General features: G+C 71.9%; 15 protein-coding genes and 5 pseudogenes. 6 read left to right on the top strand and 14 right to left on the bottom strand.

Translation table 11 applies throughout. The features are described from left to right. Positions 1 to 28: 28 nt before the first annotated feature. From ABZ478_RS34625 to ABZ478_RS34605, 5 genes are all read right to left on the bottom strand, one after another. Entirely contained in the window at positions 29 to 2113 is a 2085-nt protein-coding gene (locus ABZ478_RS34625; protein WP_359555946.1) for a hypothetical protein, read from the bottom strand. A gap of 916 nt (positions 2114 to 3029) precedes the next feature. Further along, positions 3030 to 3188: a DUF6760 family protein gene (locus tag ABZ478_RS34620; RefSeq protein ID WP_020938517.1), complete on the bottom strand. Its 159-nt coding sequence runs from the start codon at positions 3186 to 3188 to the stop codon at positions 3030 to 3032. After that, positions 3185 to 3682, bottom strand: coding sequence for a hypothetical protein (locus ABZ478_RS34615; protein WP_359555943.1), 498 nt, complete (start codon positions 3680 to 3682; stop codon positions 3185 to 3187). The genes ABZ478_RS34620 and ABZ478_RS34615 overlap by 4 nt, the downstream gene beginning before the upstream one ends. Then, the gene (locus tag ABZ478_RS34610) at positions 3679 to 4119 is read right to left on the bottom strand and encodes a phage tail protein (RefSeq protein ID WP_020938519.1); all 441 of its coding nucleotides are present in this window, start codon (positions 4117 to 4119) and stop codon (positions 3679 to 3681) included. The genes ABZ478_RS34615 and ABZ478_RS34610 overlap by 4 nt, the downstream gene beginning before the upstream one ends. Positions 4120 to 4153: 34 nt before the next feature. Beyond that, the gene (locus ABZ478_RS34605; RefSeq protein WP_359555941.1) at positions 4154 to 5716 is read right to left on the bottom strand and encodes a phage tail sheath family protein; all 1563 of its coding nucleotides are present in this window, start codon (positions 5714 to 5716) and stop codon (positions 4154 to 4156) included. Positions 5717 to 5955: 239 nt separating this feature from the next. Here ABZ478_RS34605 and ABZ478_RS34600 point away from each other — a divergent pair, with 239 nt between their 5' ends. After that, positions 5956 to 7413, top strand: coding sequence for a DUF4157 domain-containing protein (locus ABZ478_RS34600; RefSeq protein ID WP_359555939.1), 1458 nt, complete (start codon positions 5956 to 5958; stop codon positions 7411 to 7413). A gap of 70 nt (positions 7414 to 7483) precedes the next feature. Further along, positions 7484 to 7667 (top strand): annotated as a pseudogene (locus ABZ478_RS34595) (integrase core domain-containing protein); the annotation flags it as partial. Between the two features lie 17 nt (positions 7668 to 7684). On the opposite strand, the gene ABZ478_RS34590 reads toward ABZ478_RS34595, so the two are convergent. The 4 genes from ABZ478_RS34590 to ABZ478_RS34575 all read right to left on the bottom strand — a co-directional run bounded on the left by ABZ478_RS34590 (position 7685) and on the right by ABZ478_RS34575 (position 14507). After that, positions 7685 to 9718 carry an ATP-binding protein gene (locus ABZ478_RS34590; RefSeq protein ID WP_359556014.1) on the bottom strand — a complete coding sequence of 678 codons (2034 nt, stop codon included), beginning with the start codon at positions 9716 to 9718 and terminating at the stop codon, positions 7685 to 7687. Positions 9719 to 9771: 53 nt separating this feature from the next. Further along, on the bottom strand, positions 9772 to 10476 hold the full coding sequence (locus ABZ478_RS34585; protein WP_359555936.1) for a DUF4255 domain-containing protein: 705 nt from the start codon (positions 10474 to 10476) through the stop codon (positions 9772 to 9774). Next, a complete protein-coding gene (locus ABZ478_RS34580) occupies positions 10473 to 13652 on the bottom strand; it encodes a hypothetical protein (protein WP_359555934.1) in 3180 nt (1059 codons plus the stop codon). Before ABZ478_RS34580 ends, ABZ478_RS34585 begins: the two co-directional genes overlap by 4 nt. Positions 13653 to 13847: 195 nt before the next feature. After that, positions 13848 to 14507, bottom strand: a complete 660-nt coding sequence (locus ABZ478_RS34575; RefSeq protein WP_359555931.1) for a response regulator transcription factor — start codon at positions 14505 to 14507, stop codon at positions 13848 to 13850. A 207-nt stretch (positions 14508 to 14714) separates the two neighbouring features. Between ABZ478_RS34575 and ABZ478_RS34570 the strand changes: the two genes are divergently transcribed. Next, positions 14715 to 16046, top strand: a complete 1332-nt coding sequence (locus tag ABZ478_RS34570) for a hydrolytic protein (protein WP_359555928.1) — start codon at positions 14715 to 14717, stop codon at positions 16044 to 16046. A 1027-nt stretch (positions 16047 to 17073) separates the two neighbouring features. Here the strand turns inward: ABZ478_RS34570 and ABZ478_RS34565 are convergent. From ABZ478_RS34565 to ABZ478_RS34555, 3 genes and pseudogenes are all read right to left on the bottom strand, one after another. Continuing rightward, positions 17074 to 17730 (bottom strand): annotated as a pseudogene (locus ABZ478_RS34565) (RNA-guided endonuclease TnpB family protein); the annotation flags it as partial. Between the two features lie 105 nt (positions 17731 to 17835). After that, positions 17836 to 17995 (bottom strand): annotated as a pseudogene (locus ABZ478_RS34560) (tyrosine-type recombinase/integrase); the annotation flags it as partial. A gap of 320 nt (positions 17996 to 18315) precedes the next feature. Next, positions 18316 to 18549: a DUF5958 family protein gene (locus tag ABZ478_RS34555; RefSeq protein ID WP_359555926.1), complete on the bottom strand. Its 234-nt coding sequence runs from the start codon at positions 18547 to 18549 to the stop codon at positions 18316 to 18318. A 656-nt stretch (positions 18550 to 19205) separates the two neighbouring features. Between ABZ478_RS34555 and ABZ478_RS34550 the strand changes: the two genes are divergently transcribed. From ABZ478_RS34550 to ABZ478_RS34540, 3 genes are all read left to right on the top strand, one after another. Further along, positions 19206 to 19388 (top strand): transposase, encoded by a 183-nt coding sequence (locus tag ABZ478_RS34550; protein ID WP_359556011.1) that lies wholly within the window; start codon positions 19206 to 19208, stop codon positions 19386 to 19388. 129 nt (positions 19389 to 19517) lie between these two features. Then, the gene (locus ABZ478_RS34545) at positions 19518 to 20240 is read left to right on the top strand and encodes a reverse transcriptase domain-containing protein (protein ID WP_359555923.1); all 723 of its coding nucleotides are present in this window, start codon (positions 19518 to 19520) and stop codon (positions 20238 to 20240) included. 396 nt (positions 20241 to 20636) lie between these two features. Further along, the gene (locus ABZ478_RS34540; protein WP_359555920.1) at positions 20637 to 21599 is read left to right on the top strand and encodes a polysaccharide pyruvyl transferase family protein; all 963 of its coding nucleotides are present in this window, start codon (positions 20637 to 20639) and stop codon (positions 21597 to 21599) included. 295 nt (positions 21600 to 21894) lie between these two features. On the opposite strand, the pseudogene ABZ478_RS34535 reads toward ABZ478_RS34540, so the two are convergent. After that, positions 21895 to 22793, bottom strand: a pseudogene (locus tag ABZ478_RS34535) (glycosyltransferase). Next, positions 22790 to 23553 (bottom strand): annotated as a pseudogene (locus tag ABZ478_RS34530) (glycosyltransferase); the annotation flags it as partial. The pseudogenes ABZ478_RS34535 and ABZ478_RS34530, both read right to left, overlap by 4 nt. Between the last annotated feature and the right edge of the window lie 121 nt (positions 23554 to 23674).

Here is a 23674-nt window from a genome sequence, read left to right as displayed (position 1 = left end):
CCGTTCCGTGCGCTCACGTTCCACGCCCTCAGCGGCGTCCGTCGTAGGGGCGGCCCGTGCGTTCCCGGCCGCGCCGCAGCTCGGTGCGGAGCAGCCGGGCCATCGGGTCGAGCAGGCGCCGCGCGAGGTCGTCCAGGTCGAGACCGGGGTCCTTCGGTGCCTCGGCGCGCTGCTCCGCGTTCTTGCCGGAGGCGGATGAGGTGGAGGACGAGCGCGAACGGCCGTGCGCCGGGACTTCCTTCGCCGTGTCGCCCATGAGCAGGCCGGCGGCGGACGGCGTGGCGGCCGGTCGCGAACGTTCGCGGGCCCGGTCCGGCTCCGCCTTCGTCGTTGCCCCCATGAGCAGGCCGGCGCCGGTGGTGTCGGTGATGTCGCGCTGGATGGGGGTCGACGTCCGGCCGCTCCCGCCGGTCACCGGAAGAACCACGGGGACGGGCTGAGTCGATGCCGGGGCGTTCGCCGGGCGGTCCGCGAGCGGCGGCGCCTGCGGGGCGGTGACCGGCAGGGATCGGGCCGGGACGGCGGGGGCCGAGCCGACCGGCCCCTGACCCGGCGGTGCGGGCCGGACGACCGGGACACGCTGGACGGGGCTGGGGGAACCTGCCGGACCTGCCGAGTTGGCGCTTCGTACGCCCGCGTTCTCCCGTCCGGCGGGCGGCGCGGCCACGGCCCGCTGGACCTGCGGGGTCGCCGGGGCGACCGGGGACGGCCCTGGCGTCGGACGCCCGGGGTCAGCCTGCGGGGCAGCCGGTACGCCCGGCCAGCGCGCCGCCACCACGGGACGGCCGCCGGAGCGGGCGGCGACGGGCGGTGCCGCGCCCTCGGTGGCCCGGGTGCTCAGGGTGAGCGGGCGGGCGGGGAGCAGTTGCAGGGTGCGGGGTGCCGCCGGGCTCGAGGGCGCTCCGGGGCGGGTGACGGTGAGCGGGGGCGCACTGTGCGGCTGAGCGCCTCCGGTCGCCCCGGCTACGGCTCGGGTGACGACGACCGGGCTCGGCGAACCGGGGGCCCGGGGCCGCTGCCCGCCGGACGAGGCCTGACCGCCGGACCTCGTACCGGGCAGTCGTACGTCTCCTGCCGGGCTTTCCGGGGTTACGGCAGCCGCGGGTGCTGCTGCGGACGGCATCACCAACGGCGTTGCGGACCCGCTCCCGTGGTCCGCGACGCCCGGCGACGCGGCGCCCCCGGCAAAGGAGTCGTCCGCGGGACGGCGCTGGACTACGTCGCCCGCCCCCAGCAGCGGCGCGTCCGCTCCGGCGGTGGAGGGCGTGCGGTCGCCAACTGTTCTAGACGACAACGGAGTTGGGTGGGACTTGCCGTCCTGCTGTGCCGGAGCACTCTGGACGGCGGGAGCGGGAGCGCGGGATGCGGTGGCGCCGGGCACATCAGCGCTGGGCGGCAGCGCGGACAGCGGAGCGCCCAGGCCGCCGCGCACGCGGGCGCCGTTGTGGGCGCGGTGGGCCGTTCCCTGGGCGCCGCCGTATTCGTGCGGGCGCGAGGTGCCGGCCGTGTCGTCCGTCTGGCGCTGGACGACGGGCATCGCCGCGCCGGGGACGGTGCTTGAAGTGGGGGCGGTGGAGCCGGGCAGCTCGGCGCTGGGCGGCAGCGCGGACAGCGGAGCGCCCAGGCCGCCGCGCACGCGGGCGCCGTCCGGGGCATTCTGCGCGCCGCTGTCGTGCAGGCGCGGCGTGTCGGCCACGTCGTCCGCCTGGCGCTGGACGACGGGCAGCGTCGGACCGGGCGAGGTGCCTGAACTGAGGGCGGTGGTGCCGGGCAGCTCGGCACTCGGCGGCAGCGCGGACAGCGGCGCACCCAGACCACCGCGCACCCGGGCGCCGCCGGAGGCAGCCGGCTCCGTCCCCTGCGCACCGACCACGTCCGAGCCCTCCGCCTGGTGCTGGACGACAGGCAACGCCGGCCCGGACGTGGTGTGCAGCGCCGGAATGATTTCCGTCAACGGCGCGGCTTCGGAAGGCAGTTCGCGCGTCGGGGCGCCGAGGGGCGCGCGGCTTGGCTCGCTCACGGCGGCGCGCTGTACGGCGGCGGTGGTGGCGTTGCCGGGTGCCGGAGTGGCGGCGGGCCGCAGCGCGGTGACGCGGCGTACCGGTCCGGACATGCGCCGGGCGACAGTCAGGGAAGGTGCCACCGGGACGGCCCGGACGGCCGGGCCGGAAGGCGTACGGCCCCCGGAACCGGACGGCGCTTGCGACACGCGCCGGGTCGCTCCACCGCCTGCGGCTGCGCCCGGGAGCACCGACACACGCCGTACCAGAGGAATCGCCGGAGCGGCCGTCGTCCGATGGTCCGGGTCGGCGGGGGTCACGACCGGATCGGCACCCGGCAGCGCGGCACGCTGGACGGGCGGCGAGGACGGGGAGAGCGCGGCGGGGGAATCGGCGGACCTAAGGCCACGGGTCTGTGGGGAGTCGCCCGAACTTCCCGTCGCTACCGGGCTGTTGCCCCCAGAGCGCGCCACCGCGGGCTTTCGCCCGGATCCTCCGTCCGCCGCTCCAGTACTGCTACGAGAAGTCCGCGGGGCGACGGATGCCGGACTCCCGGCATCCAACGCACCGTCCGCCTCGCCACCCGCCCCCTCCGGGCGCAGCGCCCGGAGCAGCAGTGGACCCCCGCCGACCCGGGTGGCCTGCGGGGTGGCAGGACGGGCGACGCCGCGCACCAGACCGGTCGGGGCGGCGGACAGCACCGCGTGGCCGAGACCCGAGTCGAACGACGGGTTCTGCCAGGAGGCGAGGCCCGCACGGAAGACGAGCCCGTCGCTCACCCCGAGCGGGGAGCGGGCCACGGTGAGCTGCGGCGGCGCGGTGCGACGCCAGCCGCCGTCCCAGTCGCCGGGCACGGAGGAACCCCGGCCGCCGGACTCGCCGCGATCAGTACCGTCGCCGGATGTGCCCCGGTCCGGGCCGTCGCCGGCCGGACCGTTCTCCGCGGCGCCGGAGCGGTCCGCACCCGGACGGCGTGCGGTGTCCGGCGCGGCGGCCCGGCGGCGCAGCCTGTCCCGCCATGCCATGCGTTCAACCGCCTTCGTTCACACGGGTGTTGATGCGAGCGATCTCGGCGACCCACTGCCGGCGCTCGTCGTGGGTCAGGTCGAGGATCTCCTCGCGCTGCCAGTGGAAGTGGTAGGCGATGTACGCGATCTCCTCCCGGAGCCGGGGAAGGGCGTACGTCACGATTCCCCCAGGCGCCCACCCGAGAGGTCGACCTCGAAGCCGCCCTCGCAGTGCGGGCAGGTCACCGCGGCGCGGGTGTGGCCCTCGCTGTTGACCCGGCGGTAGAAGTCCTGGAGGAACGCGACGTCGGTGGCGTACATCCGCTCCACGACCCCGGCGTGCACATCCGTGATCGAGCCGATCCGGGTGATCACCTGGCTCAGCAGCACCACGCTCAGGTACGCCGGGTTCTCCTTGACCCGCAGGTCGATCTGGGGCCGCAGTTCGTCCCGGGCGGTGGCCAGGCGCATCGAGCCGTGCCGGTGCACCGTGCCGTCGTCGTCCACGTACCCGCGCGGCAGCTCGAACTCGAACTCCGTGCGCAGCCCGTGGTCCTCCCGGCGCGGCGGGGCGGCGGCCGGGGTGGCCGCCGCCTGCTGCTCGGCCGTCTGGGCGGGCGCCGTCGCCTGGAGGATCTCCTCCAGGTTGCCCGCCGTGACCGTACGGCGCCTCATTCGACGACGATCTCCTCGAACGTGATCGTGACGGACTCGGTGGCCGGAGCGGACTCGCCCGCCTTCAGCGACGGGCCCTCCCACTTGGAGGCCCAGCCCTGCATCAGCTGAATGCGGCGGACCGTGTTGCCCTCGGTGTCCTTGATCTCGATGGTGAGGTTCTGCCGAGCGGTGTTGACGGCCCCGTTGTTCAGGGTCTCCTTGATCCACTTGGTGAACTCGCTGCTCTGGTCGAGTCCCCGGGTGATCGTGATCTCACCGGCCTGCCGCGCTCCGGGCTGCTTGCGGATGATCTGCTTGCCCTCGGCGCTGACCTGCTTGACCTCGACGACCTCCTCCTCGACGGTCAGCCCGCTGATCTCCTGGATCGACTCGACCAGGTAGCCACCGAGCTGCACGCCGAAGACGTGGGTGGAAAGAGCATCGCCCGTTGCCATGACTGTCTGTCACCTTTCCTTGCTGACCCGCAGGTCACTCGTCGATGAGGCTGGTGCTGTCGGAGAACTGGGCCAGCCGGAACACCACGAACTCGGCGGGCTTGACCGGCGAGACGCCGATCTCACACACGACGCGGCCCTGGTCGATGGATTCCTGCGGGTTGTTGTCGCGGTCGCACTTCACGTAGAACGCCTCTTCGGCGGTACGGCCGAACAGGGCTCCCCGGCGCCACTCCTCGGTGAGGAACGCGGTGACATTGCGCCGGATGCTGGACCACAGCCGGTCGTCGTTCGGCTCGAAGACCACCCACTGGGTGCCCAGGAGGATGGATTCCTCCAGGTAGTTGAACAGGCGGCGCACGTTCAGGTAGCGCCAGGCCGGGTCGGAGGAGAGGGTGCGGGCACCCCAGATCCGGATGCCCCGGCCGGGGAAGGCCCGTACGCAGTTCACGCCGATCGGGTTCAGCAGGTCCTGCTCGCCCTTGCTGAGCCGGACCTCCAGGTCCACCGCGCCGCGGATCACCTCGTTGGCGGGCGCCTTGTGCACGCCGCGTTCGGCGTCGCTGCGCGCCCAGACACCGGCGATGTGACCGCTCGGCGGGACGGTGGTGTTGTGCCCGGCGGCCGGGTCGAAGACCCGCACCCACGGGTAGTAGAGGCTGGCGTAGCGGGAGTCGTAGCCCGCCTCGTCGTTGCGCCAGGTGCGCACCTGCTGGGCGGAGAGCCCGGGCGGGGTGTCCAGGACGGCCACCCGGTCGCCCATCTGCTCGCAGTGCGAGATGACGGCGAGCTGCACGGTGCGTACGCCCTCGGCGTCGATGTCGCCGCGCTGGTGGGCGCTCATCAGGTCCGGCACGGCGACCATGGTGATCTCGTCGATGGTCTCCAGGCCGGCGAACCCGGTGCGGGCCGCGGCGTCGCCGACGTACTCGGCGGGGTCGAGGCGGACCACCTCGCCGGAGCCGTTCGCGGCGGCCCCGCCCGGGGCGTCGGGCAGGGCCACGGTCTGGGCGGCGGGCTTGCTCTGGGCGGCGCCCCGCTGCTCGGTGACCTCGATCAGGTTGGAGGCGCGGGCCTGGTTGACCAGGTACCCCCTGACGTTCTTGCGGGTGGAGGCCTCGTAGGTCTCCGCCACTTGGTCGCCCTGGCGGACCAGGACCTTGAAGCGGTCCTCCGGCGGGTTCTCGCCGTCCGCGTCGGCGATCTCCACCGACACGCCGGAGACGCCCGGCTTGGCCGCGACCAGGAAGCCGCCGAGCTCCACCGACTCCACGGCCTTGGTGGCCTGACGCCGCCGGCCGCCGCCCGCGGACGGGGCGGAGGCGTCCTCGGCGGAGCCGCCGATGCGCACCACGTACGCGGCGCCGCCGCCGTTGGCGAAGTAGCCGTAGACCGCGTGGGCAAGGTAGGTGCCCTCGGTGAAACCACCGAACGTCTGGGAGTACTGGTCCCAGCTGGTGACCAGCGTCGGCGTGTGGAAGGGGCCGCGCTCGGCGAACCCTACGAACGCGGCGACGGCGGTGCCGACCCCTTCGATCGGTCGGGCACCGGACTGCACCTCCTCCACGTACACACCCGGGGTGAGGTACGTCGGCATGCTTGCTCCTTCATCGGGGCACCTGTGTCCAGGCCGAGTCTGCGGGGCGGGTGCGGTGGGCGGCAGGGACTCGGGGACCTGTTTGGGGGCAGGCTCGCTGCCTTTCCGTACCTCCCGCACGGACCGTCCGGACATCACCCGCCTTTGCCCTCGCACTGCCCGTGCGGACCTGGACGCCCGGTCGGCTCGTGCTGTCGACTGGGGGCTGCAGCAGAAGTGCGCCGACGAGGAGGCAGCAGATGCAGAGGTCCGGACGGCGTACCGGGAAGACCGAGGCCGAGCAGCCGGTGCGCGGCGCAGCCGCCGCCCGACGGGAGACGTCCTCGGCCGGCGCCGCCGTCCCGCCCCCGCTCACCGCCGACGTGCTGCGGGCGGCGCAGGGCGGCGCGGGCAACGCCGCGGTGACCGGCATGATCGCCCGCCGCGCCCGCACCGCGCCCGCCCCGGAGCAGCTCGACACCGGGGTGCCTGAGGTCCTGAACTCGGGCGGCAAAAAGCTCGCAGCGCCGATCCGCGCGGAGATGGAGTCCCGCTTCAGCACCGACTTCTCCGACGTACGCCTGCACACCGGCACCGCTGCGGCCCGCTCGGCCCGCGCCATCGGCGCCCGCGCCTACACCTCCGGCAGCCATGTCGTCATCGGCCCCGGCGGCGGCGACAAGCACACCCTGGCCCACGAACTCACCCATGTCGTCCAGCAGCGCCAGGGTCCGGTGGCCGGCACGGACAACGGTGCGGGGCTGAGGGTTTCCAACCCGTCCGACCGCTTCGAGCGGGAGGCGGAGAGCAATGCGACACGGGTGATGAGCCGCCCCGTGCAGCGCCTTCCTCATGCGCATGAGGAAGGCTGCGCCGAGGAAACTTCCGCCGCCTCCGCGCCGCCCGTCCAGCGCGCGGAGGGCGTGCCGGTCCAGCGGGCCAAGGATGACACCATCGGTGTGAACATCGCCGGCGGCCTGCGACAGTACGACGCCCAGGTCGCGGAGCTGGCCACCGCGGTCGGCACCACGCCGCAGAACGTTCTGAACGCCCTGCTCGATCCGGCCTACGACCCGATGGGCGCGCACGCCATCGATGCGCAGATCCTCGACATGAACCTCAAGGACCCGATCGAGTACGCCTCCTGCTTCCCCACGGCCCACGCGCTCTTCCCCGTTCTGACCGACCCCCCGCAGGCCGCTCCGACGCAGGGCCCGAACCCTGAGAAGGCGGGCAGTCTGGAGGAGTTCCAGGCAGCGGTGCAGACGTTGATCAACGCGATCCAGGAATCCTGGAACGCCAGAACGCAGACGGTGTTCCGGATCGAGTACGCGGGCCACGGTTTCACCCTCGTGATCCGGCAGGCGGGGGACGGCGAATTCCACGTAGAGCTCATCGAGAGCCTGGCGCACGCGGCCGGTATCATCCCCTCCCTCGAACGCCCCGCCTTCGAGCTCAACCACGTCCTTGAGGCCCTTTTCCTGATGGCACACCCCGGCGTGGAAGATCGCGTCAGGGGCGCCGGCATGCTCGGTTGGAACGCCCACGCGCTCTACCTGGGCGACCCCTCCCCGACCGAGCAGGAGCGTTTCCCCGAGACCCGCATGAGGTGGTGGCGGCTTCCACTGTCGCAGACCGCCGGTGGCAACTGGTTCAACCAGCTCAAGCTGCGGTTCAACTTCGTCGCACAGCAATACGGGACCGCGCAGCTGCCCTAGCTGTTCTGTCTCGGGAGGTTGTGGAGGGGTGAGCCAGGTCTCGAGCCAACCGCTGCCACCAGCTCGGCGAGGCAGGTATGACCGACCGCACCCTGATCGACGAGTGGGCCTACGCCCGCCCGTACCGGAGCGAACAAGAGCGCCGCGGCGCCTTCCCTGCCTGGCTGCACACCTACAATCACCACCGCGGACACACCGCACTGAAGGGCAAACCACCCGCCGGCCGCGTCACCAACCTCACCGGGCAATACACCTGGCGGTCTCCCGCCCCTCAGGCGCCGGTTGCCTCCGCCAGATACGGCCCGAACTCGCTCTCCAGCACCAGCCGTCCGAGCTTGCGGTACTCCTGCGCCACCGACGTCACCACCTGCCGCATGGTGAGCGGTTCGCCGGACTCCGCCGCGAGGTAGGCCGCGGTCACCGCACACGCCCGAATGGAGCCGCCGGCCAGTTCGAAGCGGTCCGCGCAGAAGGCGAGGTCCAGGTCCTCAGCCCGGGGCAGCCGGTCGCCCAGGCACCGTTCCCACAGGGCGAGGCGCTGGCCGGCGTCGGGCACCGGGAAGTCCGCCACCACGTCCAGGCGGCGAGTGAAGGCCTCGTCCAGGTTGGCCCGCAGGTTGGTGGTCAGCACCGCGATCCCGTCGAACGACTCCATGCGCTGCAGCAAGTACGCCGACTCGATGTTGGCGTGCCGGTCGTGCGCGTCCTTCACCTCGGAGCGCTTGCCGAAGATCGCGTCGGCCTCGTCGAAGAGCAGCACCGCGTTGACCGCGGACGCCTCGGTGAAGATCCGCTCCAGGTTCTTCTCGGTCTCCCCCACGTACTTGTCGACGACCGTGGACAGGTCCACCACGTACAGGTCCATGCCCAGGTCCGCCGCGACGACCTCGGCGGACATGGTCTTGCCGGTGCCCGACTCGCCGGCGAACAGCGCGATCACGCCGCGCCCCCGGCCGCCGCCGGGCCGCATCCCCCACTTGCCGAGCACCTGCTCGCGATGGCGGGCGCGCAGCGCGAGTTCGCGCAGCCGCCGGTGAGTGGTCGGGGGCAGCACGAGGTCGTCCCAGCCGACTCCCGGCTCCACGCGGCGGGCGAGCCGGTCGAGCCCGGCGCCGTTCTGGGCCCGTACGGCGGTGCGCAGGTCGTCGGGGAGGACCGGGCGGCCCGCGAGGGTGGCCGTGCGCACCGCCACGTCGGCGGCGCGGCGCAACTGCCCGGAATCCAGGCGGTGCGCGGCGACCGCGCGGGCGAGCTCATCGGCGTCGCCGGTCCCGGAGCCGTTGCCGAAGCCATGGCCAGGGCTGTCACCGGCGGCCCGGTCGAGGGCGTGCCGCCAGCGCGCGGCCTGCCGCTCGGGAGTGGGCGCCGGCACGGTCAGGACCACGGGGGTGTCGGCAGCCCACAGCGGGTCCCAGCCGAGGGTGCCGTGCGTGAGCAGGGGAATCCCGCGCAGCGCCGAGCACAACGCCCCCAGCGTGCGGGCCCGTTCGGCGGGTTCCCCGGGCAGTGCTTCCAGGGGGCCGAGGACGACCCCGGCACCCGTCAGGCGGGCTTCGAGCGCGGCCACGCGGGCGAGCGCCGGTACGTCGCCGGGGCGCCGGGCGAGTGCCGCCGCGTCCAGGACCAGCGGGCGCAGCCCGGCCACGTGCAGGGCTGCTACGGCCAGCCCCTCGGCGTCGCCGCCCCGGCTGCGCAGCTGGACGAGGCCGGTGCCGGCCGCGGCCGCGGCCCGGTGGACGTCCGCCGCCTCGGCGGTCGGGTCCTCGCGGGCCTCGCCGAGCACCCCGGCGAGCCGGGCGTCGGGCTGCGCGCTCCCCAGGAGGTGTCCGGTGACCCGGTCGGGAACCACCAACACCCGGGACAGCGGCGGCCGTTCGGGCTCGGTGACCTCCACCAGACCACTCGCGACCAGCGCCGCTTCGGGGGCCAGCCGGAAGCGCGCGGACGCCGCCCCTGCGAGCCCGCACAGCTCCAGGGCGAGCCCGACCGTGGGCCGTCGACGCGTCAGGTCGTCGTTGAGGTAGCCGTAGAGCCGTTCGAACCGTGCGTCCAGGTCGGGCGCCACCGCGACGAGCAGCAGGTCCAGATCCAGCGAGGACAGGCCGAATCGCGCGGCGAGACCGCCGAGGACGGAGCCGGCCGGGGGATCCGGGGGTTCGTGAGCGGGTACGTCGAGGCCACCCGGTTCGTCCAGGACGCGGGCGACTGCCTCGGGAGTGAGGTACTGGCCACGGTAAGGGTCGTCGGGATCGGGATCGGCGGCGCGCCGGACGGCCACCGCGTGCCGCACCCGTTCCTCGACCATGCGGAGCCGCACCCACAGGTGCTCCACTTCGGCGACCGCCTCGGCAGTGTGCGTCACGGCTGGCGGCCCCCCCTGCGGTGGCGACGGGCGGGCGCGGGCGGGCGTTCACGCGGGCCGGCGTAGCCGCCGTCCGGACCCGGGTCACTTGTTTCCGTGTAGCGCAGCCTGCGCCCCGGCCCCGCGTCCTCGCTGCGGGAGGTGGCGCGCACGACGAGGCCTTCGGTGACCGGCGGCGCGGCGGCCTTGGTGATGCCGGCGAGCGGCGCCCGCACCCGCAGCGAGAGGGAGGCCTTCAGTTCGCCGCCCATGGCCGACCACACGTCGGAGGCGGCCGGTGCGTCGGACCCGGTTCCGGCGGTGTCCAGGCCCACGGTCAGGCCGAGTTCGGCGAGCGTGCCGGTGAGCAGCCGCGCGGGCAGCGTGTCGGTGCTCACCAGCGTCGCGAGCACCTGCGACAGCAGCCGGTGTTCGTCCTGCGGGCGGGTCGCCCACGCCGTGATCAGGTACGTCAGCTCGAACCAGCGCGGCGGGGAGCGCCGCGCCACGAGGTGGCCGTCCTCGTCGTACACCTCTCCGGAGCCGCTGCCGCGCCGGACGGCGTCCTCCCGGATGTCGTACAGGAAGACGCAGACCGTCGGGGCGCTGCGGCGCGCGGCCCAGTCCCGGGTGGGGGCGTCGAAGACGACGTCGACGCCCGACGCCTCCAGGCCGGACTCGCCGAGCAGCCGGCGCAGCCCCTCGTCGACCTCGTGGATCACCGGCGGGTCACCTCGTCCGGCGGCTGCACGCTGCCGGTGACCACCAGGAAGTCGGTCGTCACCGGGGAGAACCCGGGGCCCTTGACGGTGATGATCCGGGGCCCGGTCTCGTCCTTGGCGAGGATGAGCAGCTGGCCGATGAAGGTGCCGTTCGGCAGCGCAATGGTGGGCGCCGCCGCCGCGGTGATCCCCGGCTTCCAGGTGAACCGCACCGGCACGCCCGGCGGGAAGTCCTTGCCGCGCACCGAGGTGACGAAGCCGGGCTTGCCGATCGCCGGCACCGCGATGATGCGCGGCTGGAGGATGCGCAGCCGCTCCCGGGCGCTGTTGTCGCCCTTGTCGGCGTCCGTCCCGGTGGTGGTCAGCTTGCCGGTGACGTGGGTGGTCAGCGCCTTCTTGGGGCTGAGGACGACCCGCACGACGGTGCTCGCGCCCTGGTCCAGGTCCGGCAGCGCGCACACCCAGTTCTTGTCGCAGCCCTCCGGCTGCCCGTTGTTCGGGATGCTCTTGGGCAGGCCGATGTGCAACCGCAGTCCGGTCGCCAGCGCGTTGCGGCCGTTGCGCACGGTGTACGTGACCACGACGCGCCCGCCGACGTATCCGGGGTTCGGCTGGGCGGTGAGGCGGAGACCGGGCCCGGCGTCGGGCTCACCCGGAGTCGGGGGCACGGTGGGCGGAGAGGTGGGTGTCGGGGTGGGTGTCGGGGTGGGTGTCGGCGTGGGTGTCGGGGTCGTCGGGGGCATGGCCTGGACGACCGGCACCACGGTGCGGCCCGTGTTGTCGCTGGGCTGCGGATCGAGGACGGTGCCGGTGACCGACCAGTCGATCGGCGCGTTGCCGGGGGTGACCCCGGTGACGGTGACGGTCACCGGCACGGTGCTGCCGGGCTGCACGACACCGACGGTGCACTGGAGGGAGGCGGCGTCGCAGGTGCCCCCGGGATAGGTCAGCTTGGTGATCTGCACGCCGGTCGGCGGGGCGATGGTCAGCTTGGTGCCGGGGGAGGCACCGGGGCCGTTGTTGACGACATCGACACGAATGGTGGTGGTCTTGCCGACGGTGACCGCCGGGACGGTGCCGGGCGCGTTCACCGCGACGTCCACGGACTGCTGGACGCTGGGTTCCTTCTGCCGGCCCCCGAGCTCCGCGGTGAGCGGGGTGAGGTCGCCGGACGCGACGTCCAACAAGCGCAGTTTCTCGGGGCTGTTGGCGGCGACCTCGGCACGGGAGCTGATCACCAGGCCCTTGCCGTCGGCCGTCCAGGCGGCGTCCCGGGGCTGGAACGGACCGGTGGTCGAGGTGTCCGGCAGATCCGTCTGGCAGGCGCCGGGGACGTTGCGCGCGGCGATGGGCAGCAGAACCTCGCAGTCGTCGCCCGACAGGGCCGTAAGGAGGATGCCGTCGCGTTCGTCGACCGCGCCGCCGCCGCTCTTGCGGTTGAAGGCGATGGTGAGGCCGTCCGGGGAGAACGCCGGACTGTCGTCGATGACCTGGCAGTTGCCCGGGCAGATCGTGGCGCTCAGGTCGCGCTGCTGGTCCAGGTGGTTCACCGGCACGGTCCAGATGTGCTTGTTGCCGCCGCTCCCGCCGATCACCTCGTTGCGGGTGAAGGCCAGGGTGGTGCCGTCGGAGGACCAGGTGGGCTGGGCGTCCTCGCCCTGCTGCTGCCCGGCCGGCGGGGTGATCCGGCCGGTGATCGCGCCGGTCGCCGCGTCGGCGATGAGGATGCGGCTGGGGCCCGCGGCGTCCCCGAGGCCGCCCGGCGACGTCCGGGTGAAGGCGAGGTACCTGCCGTCCGGGGAGAACGCCGGGTCGGTGTCCCAGTCCGTCGCGCCGCGTCCCGCGAGGGGCATGGCCTGCGCGTTGGTGCCGTCGGCGTCCGCGAGCCAGATCCGTTCGATCCGCTGGTTGTCGGCGTTGGTCTCGAAGCGGGTGACGACGATCCGGCGGCCGTCGGGCGTGTAGTTCTGCCGCTCGGTCCACGGGTCGGAGCCGGCGGCGGGCTGGAACAGCGGGTCCTTGGTGGGATCGGTGTTGGTGTCGGCCGCCGGGTCCTCGTTGAGGATCGTCAGGTTCAGGTCGCGTGGGTCGGACCCGTCGATGCGGGCGTCCTGCAGCGTCACCACGTGCGGATTGGCCGCCGAGTCGCGCTCCACCACCACGCCGCCGCCGTTGCCCGGTCCCAGCCAGGTGGGTGAGAGGACCTCCCGGTTCTCGTTGAGCACCAGCCCGGGCTCTGTGTCCGCGTGTGCAGTCGACTTGAACACGTGGTCGTAGTCGCCCTCGCACGTGCAGGTGATCTCGGGGCTGAGGAACACCAACTGGTCCCCGTCGGGCAACCACGATGCCCCGTGGGCACGCCACCCCGCGTAATTGCCCGCGAACAGCGCCTCGTCACTGGTCCCGTTGGTGATCCGCAGCCGGGGCACGGACTGCCCGTTCTCGGTGGTGGTGGAGGTGTAGGCGATCCAGTCCCGGTTCACGTCGTCGTTCACCGGGTTCCACGCCGGCTCGGAGGCCGTGCCGTTCGCCGGGGAGGTGATCCGGGTGGCGGTGCCGCCGTTCAGGGGCCGTACGTAGATCTGCTCCCCGACCAGCGGATCGCTGTCGCTGCTGTACGCGATGCGCTGCCCGTCGGGGGAGACCGTCGGGCACTCCTCGTTGGCGGAGGTGTCGGTGAGCCGCGTCAGGCCGGTGCCGTCGGTGCGTACCAGCCACACGTCGCGCTGAGTCCCGCCGCCGGTGCCGCCGGGTTCGGCCGAGTCGAACACCACGGACTGCCCGTCCGGCGTCAGCCGGGGGTGCGCCGCGTCCCGGCCGGTGGTCAGACGCCGTACCGAACCGTCCGCGGCCCGCAGGTAGACCTGCGGGTTCTTCTCGTCGCGGCGGCTCGCGAAGACCATCTGGTCACCGAGCGCGGACGGCTGCACATCGTTGTGGACGGGGCCGTCGCCGAACAGCGGTGTGCTGGAGGTGGTCGAGGCCACCGTGCCGAGGCTGCGGTGCCGGGTGCCCGCGTACGCGACGCGGGTGTCCGTGGCGTCGGCCGCGCGCGGGGCGGAGGCGGCGCTGCCCTGTCCGGAGGCCGCCGTCACCCCGAGCAGCGGGATCAGCAGCAGCAACGACGTTCCGAGTCTCCCCAGGCGGTACCGGCCGCCGGGGTCAGCCGTTCCCATCACGGTCCCCTTCGCATTCTGGTGCGGCATCCCGATGTGCCCATCCGGATCGCCTCCGCCACCCTGTACCGGACGTGCGCGGCGCGGCAGGGCGGCGGGGCCGTACCCGAGGGAAACGCGCGGTGCGCTTTCGGGCAGTGCGGGTTTCCCGTAGGTCTCTCCCGGCTTGTTGCCCCTGCGGCGTCAACGCCGGTGTCAGATCAGTCCGTTGCGCAGGGCGTAGCCCACCGCGTGGGCTCGGTTGCGCAGTTGGAGGCGCGTGATTATCTCGTGCAGGACGTTCTTGACGGTCCGTTCCGAGTACGAGGTCTTGCGGGCGATCTCCGCGGTGTCCAAGCCCTCCGACACCAGGCGCAGCATGTCCACCTCGCGCGTGGTCAGCGTGGACAGCGACAGGCCCCGCGGATCGACAGCCGAGCGCTGGAGGCTGCTCACATGGCTGAGCAGCTTGCCGAGCAGGTCGCCGGGGAGCACACCCTCCCCGTTGGCTATCGCCTGGACCAGCTGGAGAAGTTGGTCCTGGTGCGCGTCGGAGCGCCGCAGCACCGCCGCGACGCCGCACTCTATGACGCGTTGCAGCGCCCCGGATCCGAGGGTGCCGACCACGAGGCCGGTGCGGGTGGCGGTGTTGAGCCGCAGCCGGTCCAGCAGGGCCGCCACGTCGTCGTCCACGGTGTCCACGACCACCAGTGACGCCTGGGCCCGCCCCGCGTCGGCGTCGTCGAGCAGGTCGACCTCGGGGCGCTGGCGCAGCTGGTGGACGACGCCGACGCGCAGGACCGGATCGGCGGCGTACACGGCCACCGTCACCCGGCTCCGGTGTCTGGGCAAGTTCTTGTCTTGTGCACAGGACATGAGGGTTTTACCTGTTTCATGAATTCGTGGGGGGCTGGGCGCTGGGGCGTGGCGAGCACCGGAGGGCGGCGCGCGGGCTGCGACGGGAAACGCCAATGTCCCCTGGGTACATAGGAGTTGCCGGTGACTGTCAGGGCATCGCGACTGCCCGCATCTTGCCCTCGCGTTCCTCGCGGCACGCCCGGACGTGTTTCTACGGTGGTAGGCGTGACGCCTTCCGCAGCCTCTTCCGGCCCTGGTGCGCCCGGCCTCGACATCCCGGCCGTGACCGTGACACCGGGTGACACCACCACGACAACTCTGACCGTCCGCAACGACAGCGACATCGTCGAGGCGTACAGCCTGGAGGTCGTCGGGGACTGCGCCTCCTGGACCACCGCCGAACCCGCCCGAGTCTCGCTCTACCCCGGCACCTCCGAAACGGTGACGCTCCGTCTGGAGCCGCCGCGCTCCCCGGAGATCCGGGCCGGCGAGATGCCGCTGGGTGTGCGGGTCCTGCCGGCCGAGCACCCCGATGCGGTGCAGGTCCTCGAAACCACCGTGCACATCGAGGAGTTCCGCGAGCTGCGCACCGAGCTGGCCCCGCGCCGCCGGCGCGGCTGGCTGCGCGGCCGCTACCGGCTGGCGGTCCAGAACCAGGGCAACACCCCAGCGCAGGTGTGCTTCACCGCCGGCCAGGCGGGCGAGGAGCTGGCGTTCGCCTTCAACCCGGCGAAGCCGAAGCTGGAGCCCGGCGAATCGGCGGAGGTCGGACTGCGCGTCCGCACCGGCAAACCGGTGTGGTTCGGCTCCCCGGTGGTGTGGCAGTTCACCGTCGACACCACCGACGACCGGGACCAGGACGAACAACCCGGCTCGTACGACACCGTTGTCCGGACGCCGCTGGACGCCGAGTTCGTCCAGATCCCGATCTTCCCCAAGTGGCTGCTCGCACTGCTTGCCGCGCTGCTCGCACTGCTGATCGCCTGGTTCGCACTGGTCCGTCCGGCGGTACGTAGCGCAGCCAAGGACGCGGCCGACGAGGCGGTCCGGGCACGGCCCACGCCCGCCGGACAGCAGACTCCCGGCAGCGGCGCCGGTTCGGCCGGTCCCGGCACCCAGGGGTCGGGCGCGTCGGCCGGAGCGGGCGGCGGCAGCTCGGGCGGCGGTGGCGGCGGCACCTCGACCGGCAACGGCAGCGGCCAGCAGAGCTCGCAGACCATCGACGTGCAGACGGCGAGCGGGGAGACCAAGACCGGCACCTACACGGTGCCCGAGGACAGCATCTTCGGGGTCACGGACATTGTCGTCGCCAACTTCCAGGGCGACGAAGGGGTGTTGACGATCTCCTTCGGCGACCGCAAGATCACCACTATCGCGATGGAGACCTTCCGCAACCAGGACTATCACTGGGTCACCCCCATCAAGATCCCCGAGAGCGACGCCGTGTCCATCGAGGTGACCTGCAACAAGCCGGGCACCCCGGCCACCGGCCTTCGGGCAAAGGGCTGTCACGAGGTCCTGAACGTGAGCGGCCTGCTCAGCAGCACCAAGCAATGACTCGAACCTCTCCACTTGTAACCCATTGTCGATCGGTAAAGACGCGATCTGCCAAGCGATGGGTCTTCTTTCACTCGGATCAGTCCTGAATTCGACAGCCCAGGTCTGAAAACCAATACCCGACAACCCCAGGTCAGCGGCCTGGGGTTGCTCTGTTGCACGGGTCGACTGCCGATCCCGTGCTGCCCTGGCATGGCCGACCGGCCGAGGGGCGATGCAGATCCCCACAACCCCGTCCAGGCCCTGATCACCCAACGCACCCGGAAGAGTGGTGGGTGCCCGCACACGGCGCCCACCGACCTGCTGACCGGTGGCTGCCGCGTGGTCCTGAGCGACGGGGACGTGCTCGCCGCGGCGCTGCGACACGGCCGAGTGAAAGGTTCTTCATCACCGCGTCGCTGTTCACCGCGATGTTGACGGAGTAGGCCCGGGAGCCAGGGGTACGGCGCTGTACCAGCCACAGCCACTACTGTTCGCTGGTGGCGGGCATCCGCCTCGGCGGGCATGAGCGCGCCGGCGAACGTCTTGATCATCGCGCGCAGCAGATCGGGACTCGCCGCGGCGAGGACATGCAGGGGCGGACTGTCAGGTGCGGTCATCGTGCTGATCTCCTTCGGGCTTCGACACCTCGAAGATCAGCCGGTGGCCGTTCATCTATGCGGGCCTCATCCCGATGCCGGAGCAAACCCCCGGATCAGGTCGAACCCGTACACCATCTCCCTGTACGCGACCTGAACTCTTCCGCCGAGAGCGCCTCATTCAGCAAGACCAAGATCCGGCCCGTTGACGGACCACCGCCCAACCCACAACAGCATCGAGTTTCATTTCTGCAGGTCAGCGGGCGTCGGACCCATGTACTGCCAGCAGACGAAGAACTCGCCGGTACGTCGGCCCGCCGCATTCGCGGCCTCGTCGGCAGCAGCCTCGGCTCCTCGGCTTCCTCGCTGAAGGCCCGCCTCGTAAGCCGCGTCGGCCTCCGCCACCGCTTCCTGGGGTCCCGAGCAGCTGACTTGACATCCTCGCCCACCTAAAGGATGGCGATTCCCGTCTGCCGCACCGTTGTCGGGTGCGGCTCCGGGCGGGTTCCCGCTTCGCCGCGCTGTGCGGGGACGGGTCCCGGTCTTACCCCCGCTCCACAGGCTGTCACGGCCAGTCCGGCCGCCTTGGCGACGTTGACCGCCGCGTTGATGTCCCGGTCCAGGACGGCCCCGCATGCCCTGCACGTCCACACGCGGACGTGCAGGGGCTTGGAGCCGTCCCGGACGCCGCACCGCGAGCACACCTGGGAGGTCGGCTCGAACCGGCCGATGCGCACGAAGGTGCGCCCGTACCGGGTGGCCTTGTACTCCAGCATGGTCACGAACGCCGACCATCCGGCGTCGTGGACGGACTTGGCCAGGCGCGTGCGGGCGAGTCCCTTCACCGCCAGGTCCTCCACGGCGACCGCTTGGTTCTCGCGGATCAGCTTCGTGGAGAGCTGGTGGTGGAACTCGCGGCGCGCGTCCGCGACCCGCGCGTGCGCGCGGGCGACCTTGACCCTGGCCTTGTTTCGGTTGCTGGAGCCCTTGACCTTGTGGGACAGGTCCCGCTGCGCCTTCTTCAGGCGCTTCTCGGCCCGGCGCAGGAAGCGCGGGCTGTCGACCTTCCGGCCGTCGGAGAGGACCGCGAAGTGCCCGAGTCCCATTTACTGCGGCAGACCCGATCTTTGACCTTGCAGACGTAAAAGTGATAGGCGGTCTCTCCCTTGGTCGGCCACCGTCATGTACGCAGCCCCTCAGCCATTAGGCCAGGCGTGGCCGAGGATCTCCATCACGACGCGGGGTGCGACCCCGGCCGCCGAGGGGGCTGGCGATGCCGTGGCGGGCGTCGTGCAGGCGGATGACGCGGAGGCCGGCGGACTGGGCGACGCGGGTGAACGAGCGGTAGACGTTGCGCGGCTCGACCGGGCGGGCCGGTGCGTTCGGCACTTTGGCGCACCACCACGGCCAACCACGCGTTCGCCGACCCGCACGACCTGATCACCGCCGTCCGGCGGGGGTGGACCCCTCGGCCGTCTTGCTCAGGTTGGCTCAGGCGTTGGGGCGCTTGCCGTGATTGGCCTTCTTCTTCTTACGGCCGCGTCGCTTGTTACCTCGTTTAGCCACGGTGCACATCTCCCTAGTTCAGGACTTTCTATGCCTTGGTCAGTCTAGATTCGGCCCGGAATGTCCGCATCAGCGGTGCCGCGGGCGCGGCGCACGTAGACCGGCCCTCCGCCGTCCCGGAGCAATCACTGGCTTCTGTCGAACGCACGTCGAACCGGGGTTACGTCCCGTGGTGGATCCGGCAGGTTGTGCCACGCGTGGCCACATCCCCCAGCGCAGTACAGCGACCGCCTGCGGGTGTCCGCAATGCTGAAGAGGGCGACGAGCAGGCGGAAGGACTTGTTGAGTTCGTAGGCCGGAAGTGCTTCCATCCCGAAGCGCCACTTCGTCAGCATCACCGCCGGCGTGTGGGTGGGCACCAGCCTCGGCTACGCGGCCGCTGCCGTGCTCATGGTCCCGGGCGAGACGGCGTCGCCGAGGCCGCCGACATCATCCAGGTCTCCCGCATCCGGGTGAGCCAGCTGCTGGACGAAGCCCGGCGGGACGCGGCGCCGCCGGATCGTGGTTGTTGCGGTGCGCCTGGAAGGTGCACACGGTACCGGGGGCGGCGAAGAGGTTGCCGCGGGCGGCCTCGCACCCGGCCGCGGGATGCCGCGGGGCGCTTCGAGTCGGCTGCGGGCCGCGTTTCCCCGCTTTCTTCGCCACCTTTTCAAGGATTCTGTCCGTGTCATTCGAATCGTTCACGGCCTTTACCTTTCGGCGCTTTGAACCGGCCTGAAGAAATATCCTCCTGAGCGGCCAGGCAGATCGACGACAGGGGAATGATGACAGCCGGAATTCCGGGTATGCCTTGCCTTCCGCGCTCGATGGTAAACGGCCATTCCGCGGCACGCCCGCACCCCGGAGGGCGGCGGTTTCGCCGGTTCCTTCTCCAGGGCCATCTCGTCGGCGCCAGTCAGCGGACAGGGTGAGCACTTCCCGGCATGCCCCGAGCACGGCGTGAGGCACCGGCCACCGAGGGGGTCGGTGCGTCCGAAGTGCGGCACCTGCTGGGGACGAACTTCGCGAGCGAGCGATCCGCGAGGTCCGCACCACCGGCCGGCCGATCGCGCACGTCGCGAAGGACCTCGGCATCCACAAGGAGGCCCTGCGCGGCTGGGTCCGCCAGGCCGAGGCTGACCACGGCGAACGTGACGACGGGCTCACGACCGCCGAGTGCGGAGAGCTCAAGCAACTCCGCAAGAGAACGCCGAGTTGAAGCCGGCGAACGAGATCCTCAAAGCCGCCAGTGTTTTTTTGCCCAGAGGAGATCGACCGTCCCCGGACGAGCCCGAGCAGGTGATAGGTGAACTTGTATGTGCGGAGGTGGCTCGCTGCCCCGCTCCAGATGCCCGACGGCTCTCTGCTGCAACGGGAGCGCGGAACCCCACAAGGGGCTCCCGTGTCTCCCGTCATGGCGAACCTGTTCCTGCACCACGCATTCGACACCTGGATGGCCCGGGAGTTCCCGTCCGTCTGGTTCGAACGCTATGCGGATGATGCGGTGCTGCACTGTGTCACCGAGCGCCAGGCCCGCCAGGTGCAGGCCGCGCTCACGGACAGGATGGCCGAGGTCGGGCTGCGTCTACACCCGGCCAAGACCCGGATCGTGTACTGCCGGGACGGGAATCGTCAAGGCTCCTACGAGCACAGGGCGTTCACGTTCCTGGGATACACCTTCCGCGCCAGAAGGAACCGGAGCCGGCACGGGAACCAGTTCCTGGCGTTCGACCCGGCGGTCAGCAAGGACGCTCTCAAGAAGATGGGCCGGGAAGTCCGGAGCTGGCATCTGCACACCCGCACTGATCTGACCTTCCAGGAGCTCGCCCGGAGGATCAACCCTGTCGTGGCGGGCTGGAGCAACTACTACGGCCGCTTCCGGCCTTGGGAGTTGACCTCTTTCGTGACACGCATCAACTCTTGGCCTGCTTCTCCTCCTCGCGGCAGCGTGCGGCGAGATCCCGGCCGGCCTGCAGCGCCCGGCGTGCCACGGGGTGGACATGGGCTTCTTCCGCGGCTTTGTGAATGGCGAGCAGGCGCATCAGCCGCTCGAACGCCCGGCGGCGCGTAGGCCCTGGAACGGCGGCCTTGTAGAAGCCGCAGCGGATCTGCGCGTGCTGCCGGGTGAGTATGTCGACTGCGTCCTCGCGTGTGAGCGTCAAGGCCATGATCGCACCTCTCCGTCTTTGGGAGACGCCGAGTACCCCTGCTCTCCTGGGCGTATGTAGCAGCCGAACCGATCCCGGCGGGCGCTGCAGCGCCCGCCGGGTGGCTTCTGCTGCAACTTCGGGGTCGGGCACAGTTCCGGTACCCCGAAGACCACAAGGAAGCGGCTGCGCGATCCCCCGGCACCGACCTGGTAGCGGGTACGACCACGGCCGTACGGCCAGTTCCACCTCTGTTGCCCTGGGCGCCTGATTGGCTACCCGTTCCGCCGGGCACCCGTGCCGCTGTGTCCGAACCATGGGTGGGAGCATTTCCGGAAGCGCGCGGCAGACTGCTGCTGGCCGGGTGGTTCAGTTTCCTGCACGGTGAGGTGACGGCCGGGGACGTACTGGCCCTGGACCGGGTCCGTGACGTGCTGGGCCGTGCGGGCATCGCCCATGATGTCGCCTGGAGTCCAGGTTTCCGGCCCGGTGCGCTGCACCTGGAGGATGTGCGGCCCGAGGCCTATTCCCACGTGGTCTTCGTGTGCGGTCCGGTGCACGGACGGCAGGTGGAGGAACTGCACGAGCGGTTCTCGCATTGCGTCCGCATCGCGGTGGGGACCTCGGTCGTCGACCGGGACAGCCCCGCGGTGACCGGGTTCCACGTGGTGCTGGCCCGGGACGCCTTTGATACCGAGCCCGGCCGGGATCTGGCCGCCCGGGCCCCCGCTCTTCCGCCACGACCGGTGGCCGGGACGGTGCTCACGCACGGTCAGCATGAGTACGGGCACAAGCGGCGCCACGAGGAGGTCGCCGAGCGGCTCGGAGACTGGCTGCTGGGAAAGGACTGCGCCCGGCTGGAGCTCGACACGCGGCTCGATACACGCGACTGGCGGCTTTGCGCGACGCCCGCCCAGCTGGAGTCCGTGCTCAGTCGGCTGGACCTGGTCGTCACCGACCGGTTGCACGGCTTGGTCCTCGCGCTGCGCGCGGGCGTTCCCGCGCTGGCCGTCGACCCCGTCGAGGGTGGGGCGAAGGTGACCGCGCAGGCGCGCGCCTGCGACTGGCCCGCACTGGTGGCCGCCGAGCGGATGAACCAAGGAGCGCTGGAACGCTGGTGGGACTGGTGCCTGACGTACGGACGGGCGCAGGCCCAGCGGATTGCCGCCGAGTTCCGTGAGGGCGTCGTCGAGGACGGCGCCGACCGCCTCGTGGAGGCGCTGCGGGCGCGTGGCGGCGAGCGAGCCGATCCGTCGTCGCTGCGGTGGGGCGGGACCTTGTAGCCGGAAACGGCGCCGGGCACTGGCGGGAGGCTGACCCGGGCGCCCTCACGAGAAGCAGCGGGAGGGGTGCCGGTCGGCCGGTTTTGGTCGGCGGATCCTCAGGCGATCGGTCCGTTGAGGGCGCGCCTCCTGCTTGGGACGGCGGCGCCCGCAGGCTGTGCGCGCGGACGGCTGGCGCCGTCAGACCGGAAGGTCACTCGGGTGGTGCGATCCGTCCGCTGCTCTTCATCGCAGTGGAGGGTTCGGGTGTGTCCGGGGGCCTGCGGACCAGTGTCGGGATGGTGGCTGGGGTTGGTCAGCCTATGTAGCGGCGGGCCTTGGAGGTGTGCGCTGTGCTTCCTCCAGCGTGCGCAGTCGCTGTTCGACGCGCGGCGGGAGGACGCGCCGCTCGCGAATGAGCCAGGGGAGGTCGGCGGCGGCCTCGGCGAAGGCGAGCAGGCTGGCGCTGTCGCGGGGGACGGTGCGGGCCAGGTGCAGGGTGCGGCGCAGGGCCGGTCCGGCGGGGCGGCGCAGCCAGGTGAACCAGAGGGTGTTGCGGATGCCGTGCCGCCGTCGCAGTGTCGGGTCCCTGACCTGCGATGGCTGGTGGTGGACCGCGAGGTGATCGGCGTATGTCAGCCACCAGCCGTTCGCTGCCAGGTCCGCGGCGAGCAGTTCTTCCTCGCCGCGGAGCCAGAGTCGGGGATGGAAGCCGCCTGCGGCCCGGAAGGCGTGGGTGCGCAGTACGGTCGCTGCGGCGAGGAAGGAGCCGAGCGCCGGACCGGGTAGCCAGCTGGGACCGGGCACGGGCGGCTGGCGCAGTTCCTTCACGATCGGGTCATCCGTGCCGTCGGGCTTGACGATGATGCGTGCTGTGACGGCGCCGAGGGCGGGGTGCTGGTCGAGGAGGTCGGCGGCTGCGGACAGGGCGCCGGGTGCCCACCAGGAGTCGTCGTCGCAGAAGGCCACGTAGGGCGTGTGCACATGGCGCATGGCCAGGTTGCGACCGACGGAGCCGAGGTTGCGGCCCGGTCGCAGCAGCAGTGCTTCGGGGTGGTGCCGGGTGACGGCGTCGGCGGTGCCGTCGGTGGAGGCGTTGTCGGTCACGATCACCTGGGGACGCTCCGGTAGTTCGGCCAGCTTGCCGAGGGTGCGCAGCAGTCCCTGGCGCCGGCTGTGGGTGATCACGACGACGGTCGTGCGGGGGTCGGTCATGACATGGCTCCGATGCCCGCGGTGTCCGGGGCCTCCAGGGTGCGGGCGGCCTGCTCCACCTGCGGGGGCAGCGCCCTGCGGGCCCGCAGGGCGGCGGGAAGTCGCGCGAGTGCCTCGTGGAAGGCTCGGCGGGCGTGTGGGTCGTGGCGGGCCTCGGCGGCCAGGTCGCGGGTGCGGGCGAGGGCGCTGGGCAGTGGGCGGCGCAGCCATGCGGTGAGCACGGCGTTGCGGCGCACGGTGGCCGAGCGGCCGTTGCGGGGTGAGGGGCCGGGGTGGTGGTGGGCGGCCACGTCGGGGCAGTGGGTGACGCCCCAGCCCCGGGCGGCGAGATCGTAGGCGAGCAGGGTCTCCTCGCCGCCGAAGAACAGCAGCGGATGGAAGCCGCCGGCGTCCAGGTAGGCGGTGCGGCGGACGACGCAGGCGCAGGCGCAGGCGAGGACCTGCGGGCCAGGCAGCGCTCGCCGGGCCCAGGGGTGAGGTGGCCAGCAGCTTGTTGAGGGGGTCGGGGTCTTCGGCGGGGCCCACCAGGGTGCGCGCCGAGAGCAGACCGAGCCGGGGGTGGGTGTCGAAGAGGTCGGCGGCGTGGCTGGGCACCCGGCGCCCACCAGGAGTCGTCGTCGCTGAATGCCGCGTACGGGGTGTCGAGCGCGCGCAGGCCGTCGGTGCGGGCGAGGGCTCCCCGGTTGGACGGCAGGCTCAGCACGCGCACCTGGGGGAAGTCGCGGGCGAGCAGTGCCGGGGTGCCGTCGGTGGAGGCGTTTCGGAAAACGTGTCTGACGCGACAGAGATCGGGTCCGCGCCGTCCGTGCCGTAAGTCCGGAGGCCACCAGCGCCGGGCACGGTCCACGGTCAGAAATGCGGGTACAGGGAGAGCACCAGGC

Origin of the sequence: Streptomyces sp. NPDC005706, from assembly GCF_040631045.1 — a bacterium.
Classification (GTDB): Bacteria; Actinomycetota; Actinomycetes; order Streptomycetales; family Streptomycetaceae; genus Streptomyces.
Note: the sequence above shows the minus strand (reverse complement) of the source record. Positions and strands in the feature narration are given on the sequence as shown.